The 8684-nt window shown below is 63.0% G+C and carries 10 protein-coding genes; 3 read left to right on the plus strand and 7 right to left on the minus strand.

Features of this window, described 5'->3' with window-relative positions; translation table 11 throughout:
* The 6 genes from AZG88_RS55185 to AZG88_RS39300 all read right to left on the minus strand — a co-directional run.
* Window positions 1-161, minus strand: a 161-nt coding sequence (locus AZG88_RS55185) for a TetR/AcrR family transcriptional regulator (RefSeq protein WP_156517727.1), incomplete at its 3' end; no start/stop codon positions are given.
* Between the two features lie 144 nt (window positions 162-305).
* On the minus strand, window positions 306-2672 hold the full coding sequence (locus tag AZG88_RS39280) for an ATP-binding protein (RefSeq protein WP_231914348.1): 2367 nt from the start codon (window positions 2670-2672) through the stop codon (window positions 306-308).
* Between the two features lie 179 nt (window positions 2673-2851).
* Complete coding sequence (locus AZG88_RS39285; RefSeq protein WP_061042027.1) at window positions 2852-3148, minus strand: Dabb family protein; 297 nt, start codon at window positions 3146-3148, stop codon at window positions 2852-2854.
* A gap of 12 nt (window positions 3149-3160) precedes the next feature.
* Complete coding sequence (locus AZG88_RS39290) at window positions 3161-4204, minus strand: ketopantoate reductase family protein (RefSeq protein WP_061042026.1); 1044 nt, start codon at window positions 4202-4204, stop codon at window positions 3161-3163.
* An 18-nt stretch (window positions 4205-4222) separates the two neighbouring features.
* Window positions 4223-5146, minus strand: a complete 924-nt coding sequence (locus AZG88_RS39295) for a VOC family protein (protein WP_061042025.1) — start codon at window positions 5144-5146, stop codon at window positions 4223-4225.
* A 64-nt stretch (window positions 5147-5210) separates the two neighbouring features.
* Window positions 5211-5675: a cupin domain-containing protein gene (locus tag AZG88_RS39300; RefSeq protein WP_061042024.1), complete on the minus strand. Its 465-nt coding sequence runs from the start codon at window positions 5673-5675 to the stop codon at window positions 5211-5213.
* A gap of 176 nt (window positions 5676-5851) precedes the next feature.
* Here AZG88_RS39300 and AZG88_RS39305 point away from each other — a divergent pair, with 176 nt between their 5' ends.
* The 3 genes from AZG88_RS39305 (at window position 5852) to AZG88_RS39315 (ending at window position 7960) form a co-directional block, all read left to right on the plus strand.
* The gene (locus tag AZG88_RS39305; RefSeq protein ID WP_061042023.1) at window positions 5852-6697 is read left to right on the plus strand and encodes a fumarylacetoacetate hydrolase family protein; all 846 of its coding nucleotides are present in this window, start codon (window positions 5852-5854) and stop codon (window positions 6695-6697) included.
* A 52-nt stretch (window positions 6698-6749) separates the two neighbouring features.
* Entirely contained in the window at window positions 6750-7151 is a 402-nt protein-coding gene (locus AZG88_RS39310; protein ID WP_082764510.1) for a cupin domain-containing protein, read from the plus strand.
* Window positions 7152-7285: 134 nt separating this feature from the next.
* A complete protein-coding gene (locus AZG88_RS39315; RefSeq protein ID WP_061042021.1) occupies window positions 7286-7960 on the plus strand; it encodes a GntR family transcriptional regulator in 675 nt (224 codons plus the stop codon).
* A gap of 70 nt (window positions 7961-8030) precedes the next feature.
* On the opposite strand, the gene AZG88_RS39320 is transcribed toward AZG88_RS39315, so the two are convergent.
* Window positions 8031-8684: NADPH-dependent FMN reductase (locus AZG88_RS39320; protein WP_231914349.1), on the minus strand; the 654-nt coding region annotated here is incomplete at its 5' end.

The following is an 8684-nucleotide window of genomic DNA, read 5'->3' on the forward strand; positions in this document are numbered from 1 at the left end:
AAGCGGTTGTACAACGTCTGCCGCGCCACTCCCGCCGACTTCGCGATCCGATCGAGGTTGACCCCCGCATATCCGTCCCGCAAGAAAAGCTCCTGCGCGGCGTCGAGAATCTTGCCCGTCGTCTCGGCCGAAGTAGCCGCGCCCTCTGCCGGTTTTGCCACGCCAGCCTCCCTACAACACCGCGAGCTTCATACTTGTCCCCCGCTTCGCGGGTACTGTACTGGACGGTACAGTACAGAGTCAATGGCGGATAGCGGCAAAAGAAAGCCCGGCATGCGGGTCCGTACGCTCTGCGTGCATCACGGTTAGGGGCGCTGACTCTTCCCCTGTTCGACTACCCATGCAGCAATCTGGGCGCGGGAGGTGAAGCCTAGCTTGGCAAGAACGTGTTCGACGTGCCCCTGCGCTGTGCGTTGTGCGATCACAAGCTCGCCAGCGATCGCTTTGTTGGTGAGACCCTGAGCGATGAGACCGGCAACCTCGCGTTCTCGTTTCGTCAGGCTGATCCGGTTGCGGGGTGAGTCAGTGGGCGCATGCACGTGTTCGTCGATGGCATAGGTGACGGCGTCGGCGCATAGTGCACGTGCTCCTCGGCGGAAGGATGCTGCGAAGGCTCGGTCGCCGAGGGCGGAGCGGCTCTGTCGTTCGCACTGCTGGTGAAAAACGACCATTCCTGGAAGGTGGACGGTGGGGCTACCGACCGCATTCCATCGTGAGTGGGCAGCCCCCATCAATACTGCTGCGCGCTGCGTCCGGCGTTCGCCGGCGGCGATCCAGGCCAACCCTTCTAGGCACCAAGCGGACGCGAGTGGGTCATCGACGACACGAAGAATTCGCAGGCTCTGTTTGAGGAGATCCGCCCCTCGAATCGTTTCCCCCGACCGCCACCGGGCCAAACCGAGAGCCCACAGGGCGTAGATCCGGTAGACCTGCTCTTGGCGTGGTTCGGTCACGGCAAGTATTTCTGCGTGGCAGGCGACGGCGCGGGTGAAGTCTCCGAGCAGGCAACGTGCGAGCCCTAGTCCTTGCAGCGCACCAATTCTGAAGAGGAGACCATTGTGATCCGCGTGGAATGCCGCGAGAGCGTTCTCGAAGGCCTCGACTGCTTGATGGTGATCACTCTGGTGAAGAGCCAACTGCCCGGCGGTGTACGCGACAAACCCGTAGATGTCGGTATCACCGGTGTCCTCGGCGATACCGCGGAGTGAGTCGAGCAGGGAGGCGGCTTTCGGCAGGTTCCCTTGCCTGTCAGCGAGGACACTGTCCGCGCAGAGGGCTTTCGCCAGATCTACGGTGGGCTTTCCGTCGTGCAGGTTCAGCGATTGGTCCAGCCATCGTTGTCCCTCGGTGAGGAGTCCACGGCAGAACCAGAATGGGTACAAGGCGGCACTGATCTCGAGTGCCGCGGCTTCCTCACCCGGGACAGCGAGACAGAAGCTGATCGCGTCGCGTAGGTTGGGCAGTTCCCGAGTCAGCCGTGCAATCCATTCCCCTTGCTGAGGGCCAATCCATTCGGCCTCCGCACGCAGCACCAGCTTCCGGTACCAATCTCTATGTTTGCGCTGAAGGGGCTCGTGGTCGGCGGCCTTCTGCAGCTTCTCTCGCCCGTAGTCCCGAAGTGTGTCGAGCAGCCGATACCGCACACTGTGACCGAATTCCTCCCGAATCAGTATCGACTTGTCGATCAGCGAAGCAACGACGTCCAACGTGGTCTCTGGAGCCGTTTCGCTGGCACAAATACTTTCTGCCGCATCCAGTTCGAAACTACCGGCGAAGACTGAGAGTCGGCCCCACATGTCGCGTTCTGCTACCGAGCACAGGGCGTAGCTCCAGTCGATGCACAACCGCAGCGTCTGCTGTCGTGTGGGCGCCCTGCGGGTTCCTGCTGTCAGGATCTGGTAGCGGTCGGAGAGTCGCTGGAGGATCTGTTCAGCAGACATCACACGCATTCGTGCCGCCGCCAGTTCGATCGGTAATGGAAGGCCGTCCAACCGCTGGCAGATCTGCGTAATTGCAACCCGGTTCTGCTCGGTGAGGCCGAATTCGGGCACTTCGGCGACTGCGCGCTCCGCGAACAGCGTTATTGCGTCGTATCCGGGGAGCTCTTGAAGGGACGGAGCGTGGTCGGCTCCGGGGACTGCCAGCGGTGGAATCCGCAATACGACCTCACCGCCGATCCCGAGTGGTTCACGACTCGTTGCAAGGATTCGAAGTTCGGCGCAATTTCGCAGAAGAGTGTCCGCGAACTCTGCGGCCGCATCGACTAGGTGTTCACAGTTATCGAGAACCAGCAGAAACCGCTGATCCGCGAGATGCTTTATGAGAAGCGGGAGGGCGGCGGTCGGTGATTGCTCATGCAGTCCCAGATCCGCCGCCACCGCGTGTGCGATCATTGCTGAGTTCTGCAGCTCGTCCAGTTCGATCAGCCAGAGTCCGTCGAACGCCCGCCGCGCAGCCGCAGCAACTCGCAGAGCCGTCCGTGTCTTACCGACCCCACCGATCCCAGTGAGGGTCACCAACCGCGACTTCGCCAGCTGCTGTTTGGCATCGGCAATTTCGCGACGGCGTCCCACGAAACTCGTGAGTTCGAAGGGTAAGTTTCCAGTCTTGCAACGAACGGCGGGCGGCATCACATGCTCACTCTCAAACAATCCCCCGTCGAATTTCGGCACCCCGGGACTGCCGCACTTAGCCGATCATCACCACCTTCCTGTGTCGGCTTCGTTGCCAGCGCCAATTACACGCTGAAACCGGACAGCGTCCAGGTTGGTTTATCTTGCTGCCTGGACATTCGCCGCTATCGGTCCGAATGCACCATGCCGGTTTGTCTTCGTCGGTCGTATCAGTCAGGTCAGAGTTCGAACTGTGCCGCGGAGCGAGTGACGAGGTACGGGCGCGCGAACTCGGCGATAATCGCTTGATGCCGTGGATGGCTCGTATAGGCCTCGAGCGCGGTCATCGAGTCGAAGCTGGCGGCAATGGCGAAGTCCGCGTTCGACTCGTGCAGCCCGAGATCGATGCCGCAGGTATACGACACTATCCCGGCGCGGCCGTCCACGAACTCGGTGAGACGTTGTTCGAGTTGCGGCATCACCTCTGCGGGGAGGTCTGCGGTGAAGCTCAGCGTGACGATGTGGCAGATCGGCATCTGCGGTCCTTTCTATTTCACGATCGAGAGGCCGGCGCGTTTGATGAGCATCGGTGCGACGTCTGGTCCTGCGGTGAGGGTGCCCTCTTCGACGGCTTCCGCAATGTCGACCACGGCGCTGTTGACGGGTGCTGTGCCACCGAGTCGGAGTTGTTCACGTACGACGTGACCGTTGATCTCGTGGACCTCACTGCGTCGGCCCTTGAGCCAGTCCTGAAGGACGGTCGTCTTCTGGCCCGGGATCGAGTACACGTCGTGCACCACATCGAGCAATGCTGCGGCGAACCGGTCGGGTTCGGTGAGGTCGGCTTCGGTCATCCCGATGATCGGCCGCAACGTGTGCCCGAGCTGCAGGGCTGTTCGCACTGCTTCGTTTCCGGCTTCGATCATGAGGGCGTGCATGCCCGGGACCTGCACAGCTTCCATGACGGTCATGTTCAGGACTGCGGAGGTGACCAGTTCGGTGCTGTTGGCGACCAGCTTCATCCATTTGGAGGAGCGGATGTCGTCGGATACTTCGACGCGCCCGGCGTGGGCCAAGATGGTGGCGATGTCGGTGGCGCGTGCGTGGGCGCGTTCTTCGATTCCCCCGACCGCAAACCAGGACTGTTCGCGGGGGGTGTCCCGGTTTACGATGCCGGGCTCGAACATGTTCGAGGCTATTTCGATGACGCTACCGAGGGTGCGGTGGGCGCCGAGGACGTCTGCCATCGGGTCGATGGTCATGCCGTTCTGGATGCCGACGACTATTCCGTCGTCGGCGAGGACGGGTTTGACGAGTTCACTGGCCCAGCGGGTGTCGTAGGCCTTCATCAGGATCAGGACGACGTCGAATTTGTCGCGGAAGGTGGCGACGTCGCAGAGGTTGAACGCCCGGACTGGAGTGCGTTCGGTGCAGTGGGGCATCCGCACTTCGACGCCTCGGGTGCGCATTGCCTCGACGTGTTCGGGCCATTGCTCGATCAGGGTGACGTCGAGTCCGGCTCGGGTGAGGTCGGCGCCGATGGAGGCGCCGTTGGCTCCGCTGCCGAGTACGGCGATCTTGGTGTCGACCATTGCTATCTGCCTTTTCGGTCACTGGGTCATCGAGTGGGTGCCGGCCATCAGTCCGGCGAGGTCGTCCGGGTTGATGAATGACGGCGGCGGCGGTGGTCCCCAGTTGAATAGGCCCTTGGCTCCCTCGAGGACTTCGGGAGTCCATAGCTGGTCTTCGACGATGCAATCCATGTCGGAGAAGTACTCGCTGAAGTTTCCGGCCGGGTCTTTGAGGTACCAGAAGAAGTTGCTGCCGGCGTGGTGCCGGCCGAGTCCCCAGACGTGCCGTTCGGGGTGGTCTTCGAGCATGCGTTGGGCGCCGCGACCGATGTCGTCGATGTCGTCGACCTGCCAGGAAGTGTGGTGCAGATAGGTCACCGGCGATTCGAGGACCAACAGATTGTGGTGATCGTTCGAACAACGCAGGAACGCGCCCTTGTCCTTGATGAAGTCACTCGCGCGGAACCCGAGTCCTTCGACGAAGAATCGGGTCGAGGCGGCCAGATTGGTCGTGCCGACGACGGCGTGGCCGAGCTTGCGTGGATGGACTCGGTCGGTTCGCAAAATGCCTGGGGCCCGGCCCGCGCGATCGATCCGGCCGGGACCGTTGTATGCGGTGGCGGGCACGGTGGGCTGGGTTCTGCGTGGCGCCACTCGCAGCGTTGCCTTCACCCCTGTCGTGAGGTCGACCGAAGTCAATACGTGTGCGGTCCGCTCGAACTCGATGTCGAGCCGATGCAGGTTGTGGGCCACACGATCGAGGTCGTCCTCGTCGTCGACATCGACTCCGAGCTCGATCAGCCGGCGGGTCGGTGCGCCGGTCACCTGGAGCTGCCGACCTCCGTCAGTGGTGCGGAACCATCCGTCCGAATCGGGGGTGAGGCCGAATTCCTCGTAGTAGCTACGTGTTTCATTCACGTTGGGCACGCCAATGATCACGGATGCAAGTCGATGCAGTGACATCAGTTCTCCTCGTCGATGCCGACGTACCGTGCGGTGGTCGCGTCGGATTGCTGGTGGTGGAGTGTTATTCGGACACTCCGTGCTTGGCACACAGTTCGGCGGACCATCCCTCGACAGGGCTCACCTGAAAGCGCTCGAGTAGCGCTGCGCGTGCCTGTGTGTCTCCGGAGGCGGTGACCTCGGCCATGCCGGCGAGGTATTGGTCGAAGTTCCCTGGGCTGGTGATCTCGAGCATTTCGACGTCCACCGCACCGGAGTTCCACACCGCGTGGGGTAATCCTTTGGGGCGGTATACCGTCTCACCGGCGGATGCGGTCCATTCCTCGTCTCCGACGCGCACGCCCAGTTCTCCGCTGAGAACCACGATGACCTGGTCTTCGTTGACGTGGATGTGTGGCCAGAACAGGCTGCCGGCCTTCACGGTCTGCCGGACCACGCAGTACGCGCCGCCGACCATGTCCCCGGTGATCTCGAAGGTGGTTTCCAGCGGGCCGGCCAGCACGGTGGTTCCTCGAACGATGTCGCTCACGTCGAACTCCTCGAAGTCTTGTTTCGTCGTGACAGTTCGCTGCCATTGACTATGTTCGAAGCCTATTGCTATTTTCGAAACATGGCAAGCATTACGTTCGTCGGTTCGAGTGCGCCATCCCACCCAGGCGGCGACCGGGTCACCGGCCTCCGTTCCTCGACATCCAGGAGAAATTCATGAAGATCGCCAGCATCGGCGGCCGCCTGTCACTGGTGACCGGACCGAGCACCGCCGTCGACGTCAACAAGGCCAGCGGAGGCGTCTTCGACGCCGACCCGCAGTCGATCTACGAGCGGTGGGACGAGTTCACGACGTGGGCGGCGACCGCAGAGCTGTCCGAGTCGATCGAGTTCGCCCCCGCCGATCTGCAGGCCCCGGTGCCGACACCGCGCCAGATCTTCGCGATTGGCCTCAACTACCGTGACCACGCCGACGAGTCCGGTTTCACCGTCCCGGAAGCGCCCACGGTGTTCACCAAGTTCGTCTCGTCTGTGACGGGGCCGAACACCACCGTGACCCTGCCTGCCGATGGCAACACCGACTGGGAGGTGGAGCTGGTCGCCGTGGTCGGTCGCACGGCCCACGACGTCTCTGAAGCGGAGGCGTGGTCCCATGTCGCAGGCCTGACGGTGGGACAGGACCTGTCCGAGCGCAAGGCTCAGTTCGTCGGCCCGGTGCCCCAGTTCAGCCTGGGCAAGTCCTTTCCCGGATTCAGCCCGACCGGGCCGTGGGTGGTCACGCTCGACGAGGTCGACGATCCCGCCGACCTCGAACTCGGGTGCGCGATCAACGGTGAGCAGATGCAGCTCGGTCGCACCCGAGACCTGGTCTTCTCTGTGCCGAGCCTGATCGCGAAGCTCTCGGCGATCGTGACGCTGCTTCCCGGCGACCTGATCTTCACCGGAACACCGGCCGGCGTGGGCGTCGGGCGGGACCCGAAGGTGTTCCTCCAGCCCGGCGACACCTTGGTGAGCTGGGTGGACGGCATCGGCACACTCACACAGACGATGACACGGGCCTGATTCAGGCGGCGCAGATCAACCCCACATCAATACGAGCACAAGGAGTTTGGCCATGCACGTTTGGTCCATCGATATGGAGTCGGTTCCCGAACACCGGGGGACCGCGACCACCAAATACATGATCCCGAAAGAAGCGCAGGAGTCGGAGACTACCGGCACGTACATGGCCCTGGCCGGGGTTTTCCAGGTGCAGGCCGGCGAGGAACTCAAGGCGCACCAGCACCCGACGCACGAGTACTGGTTCGTCATTCAGGGTAAGGGCGTGATGCAGATCGCCGACGAGGCCCGCGTCATCACGGTCGGCGACCTGATCTACACCCCGCCGAATACCCCGCATCAGGTAATCGCAGACCCATCCGGCGACTTCCGCGCCTTCGTATACGCGCTCGGATACCCCGGCCAGGGATCGCAGCACATCGACGTCGACCTCACCCCGGTCGCGCTCACCGAGTGATCCGGCGGGCTCGCATCGGCTGACATCCACCGCGAGCCAGCCCAGGACACTGCCCGATGGCCACCACACTCTGTGGCCATCGGGCACACTTATTCGAAAATGCTAGTAATGTTCGATTGTGGTAGGGTGTTGCGATGAGCGAGAAACGTACGCGGCAGCAGGTCGCCTACGACGCTCTGCGCGCGGACGTTCTCTCCGGCCGCCTCGAACCCGGCCAGAAACTCCCGTTCGCAGAGATGTGCGAGAGGTATGGCACCAGCGTCGGCGTGATACGGGAGGCATTGACCCGGTTGGTGGGTGAGGGCCTGGTACAGAGCGTCCCGCAGATCGGGTTCACCGTGACGCCGCTCTCGCGCAGCGACCTGCTGTGGCTGACCGATGCCCGGTGTGAGATCGAGATCCTCGCACTCCGGCGGGCGATCCGCGACGGCGACGTGACGTGGGAATCGTCGGTGCTCGCCATCCACCATCAGCTCGAGCGGTGTCCTCAGATGGATCCCGACGATCCTGCACGTTTCAACGAGCGGTGGGCACAGTTGCATGCCTCGTTCCATGAGACCCTGCTCGCCGGCTGCGAGAATCCGCGGCTTCGCCGGACCGCGAACGATTTGCGTGCCGCCGCCGAGTTGTACCGGCGCTGGTCGGTGCCGCTGGGGCATTCTTCCGATCGCGACATCGCGAAGGAGCATCGCGACATCGTCGAGGCAGTCCTCGCCCGGGACACGGAGTTGGCAGCGGATTTGCTGCACCGCCATATCTCGTTGACCACGGAATTCCTTCTGTCGACGGACAGTTCGATCGCCGACTGACCGCTTCCTCCGACAACGAACATATGAGAGTGCGTCCGGTGGACGGGCCCTCTCTTTTGTTCACGCTCGGTCAGGTCCGCATGGCCGCGACCGCCGGGGTCCAGCTCGCCAATTCTCCGAGCATGGCGTCGGCAGACGCAAGGAGAGCCTCGGTCGGTTCGAACCCGCCCTCATCGGTGATGAGCTTGCCGACGAAGGCGATGTTCACCGAGGAGAACACCGGCACCATGCTCAGCGTGGTGAGGACCTGTTTGAGCATCTGGACCGCCCGGGTTCCGCCGGCGATCCCACCGTAACTGACGAAACCCGCTGCCTTGTACTGCCATTCGCTGTAGAGGTAGTCGATGGCGTTCTTCAGGGCGGCGTTGAATCCGTAGTTGTACTCCGGGGTGACGAAGACGAACGCGTCACCGCGGGCTATCACTTCGCTCCATCGTTTGGTGTGGGCATGCGCGTATTGCCCGAGCCTGGGGTGCGCCGGCTCGTCGAACATGGGCAGGTCGATCTCGGCGAGGTCGACGATCTCGACCTCGAAGCCGCCGTGGTCGGTGGCATGGCGAGCGAACCACTGTGCGACCGGAAGTCCGACGCGGCCCGGCCGGGTGCTGGCAACGATGATCTGGAGAACGGGCAAGGACACGGGATCTCTTCCTGGATATGGTCGTTCCGCGGGGGCGGGTGCCCGGGCGGGGTCGGGGTGAAGGCCGGGGCCAGCTAGCTGGCC

Origin of the sequence: Rhodococcus sp. LB1 (assembly GCF_001583455.1) — a bacterium.
Classification (GTDB): Bacteria; Actinomycetota; Actinomycetes; order Mycobacteriales; family Mycobacteriaceae; genus Rhodococcus_F; species Rhodococcus_F opacus.